At 68.3% G+C, this 1,430-nt stretch carries 2 protein-coding genes and 1 pseudogene; 1 reads left to right on the top strand and 2 read right to left on the bottom strand.

The features are described from left to right. A partial coding sequence (locus J7E68_RS19275) for a UbiA family prenyltransferase (protein WP_215175149.1) occupies nt 1-437 on the top strand: 437 nt, incomplete at its 5' end. Here J7E68_RS19275 and J7E68_RS19270 read toward each other — a convergent pair. After that, nucleotides 383-826 carry a hypothetical protein gene (locus tag J7E68_RS19270; protein WP_251049182.1) on the bottom strand — a complete coding sequence of 148 codons (444 nt, stop codon included), beginning with the start codon at nt 824-826 and terminating at the stop codon, nt 383-385. The genes J7E68_RS19275 and J7E68_RS19270 overlap by 55 nt on opposite strands. An 85-nt stretch (nt 827-911) precedes the next feature. Continuing rightward, a pseudogene (locus J7E68_RS19265) lies at nt 912-1,430 on the bottom strand (heme A synthase); the annotation flags it as partial.

Raw genomic sequence — 1,430 nt, 5'->3', positions numbered from 1 at the left:
TCCCCGTGCTGATCGGCTGGGCGGCCGTGACCGAATCGCTCGACTGGCCCGCCTTCATCCTCTTGGCCCTCATCTTCCTCTGGACGCCGCCGCACTACTGGCCGCTGTCGATGAAGTACAAGGATGATTACGACGACGTCGACGTGCCCATGCTCGGTGTGACTCGCAACGCCTCGCAGGTCGGCCTCCAGGTCATCCTGTACGCCTGGGCGACCGTCGCCTGCTCGCTGCTGCTGATCCCCATCGCGAACATGGGCCTCGTCTACGGCGTCTCAGCCGTGGTGTTCGGCGGATGGTTCATCTATGAATCGCACCGGCTGTACAACCAGGCGGTGCGAGGGAACGAGGCGCGGCCCATGCGTGTGTTCCACGCCTCGATCACCTACTTGACGCTGATCTTCGTGGCCGTCGCGGTCGACCCGCTGCTCCCGTTCTGAGCGGCGTCGTCTTCCGCGGACTCGTCGCCATCGGCGGCGGGCGCCGCATCGGTGATCGTCGTCGGCTCGACCTCGTCGGTCGCGTCCGAGTCCGCCGTCCAGTCGATCGGCTCGACGACCACGGGCGCGGGTGAGGGCACGAGAGCCTGCACAGCGCCGAGGGCGACGGCGATCAGGATGCCGATGACGCCGGCTCCGAGGAGCGCGGCTCCGACCACCACGAGCGACTGGCCGACGTAGACCTCGATGCCGGTCGCCGTGCCGTCGAGCAGCGTGCTCGTCATCGTGCCGATCTGCCCGGCGATGAGCCATCCGCCCACACCCGCCGAGGCGAGCGAGAGCACGAGGAGGAGCCAGAAGCCGATGCTGCGTGTCAGTGACTTGTTCATGTCCGCCACGTTGCACGACGAACTGATGAGCCTCTGATGTCGCAGCTATGCATCGACTGTGTCGGCCGGTTCGCCGGCCCCGCGATCAGTCCTCGGCGGTGACGGGCTTCTTCAGGTGCAGCACGACCACCGTGTACGCGGCTGCCGAGAGCGAGGCGAGCACCATGTGGATCCCCACGAGCAGCGGGGGCAGTCCCTCACGCGCCTGCCAGATGCCGACGCCGACCTGCACGAGGATCGCGAGCACGAGCACCAGCAGCCACCGGCGCGGTCGTAGACGGAGCACCCAGGCCGAGATCGTGAGCGCGGTGACGAGGGCCGCCAGGATGTAGCCGGGCCACGCGTGCACATGCGCGAGCACCGTGGCATCGAACCCGTGGCGCAGCACATCGGCGTCGCCCGAGTGGGGTCCTGAGCCGGTCGTCAGCACGCCGAAGACGATCGTCACCGCGAGCGCGAGACCGGTGACGTGGCTCAGGATCGTGAACCACTTCGGCACGGCGCTCACGCGCGGCCCGGGCGCCGCGTACAGGCGGACGAGGAACGCCGCGGTCACGCACACCAGCAGCCGCGAGGAGACGTAGTGGAACCCGACGATGAAGGG

Source organism: Microbacterium sp. ISL-103 (assembly GCF_018613995.1).
Classification (GTDB): domain Bacteria; phylum Actinomycetota; class Actinomycetes; order Actinomycetales; family Microbacteriaceae; genus Microbacterium.
Note: the sequence above shows the minus strand (reverse complement) of the source record. Positions and strands in the feature narration are given on the sequence as shown.

What these genes read in the sequence shown, in the direction of transcription:
- J7E68_RS19270 (WP_251049182.1), bottom strand. Translation starts at nt 826, where the DNA reads ATGAACAAGTCACTGACACGCAGCATCGGCTTCTGGCTCCTCCTCGTG.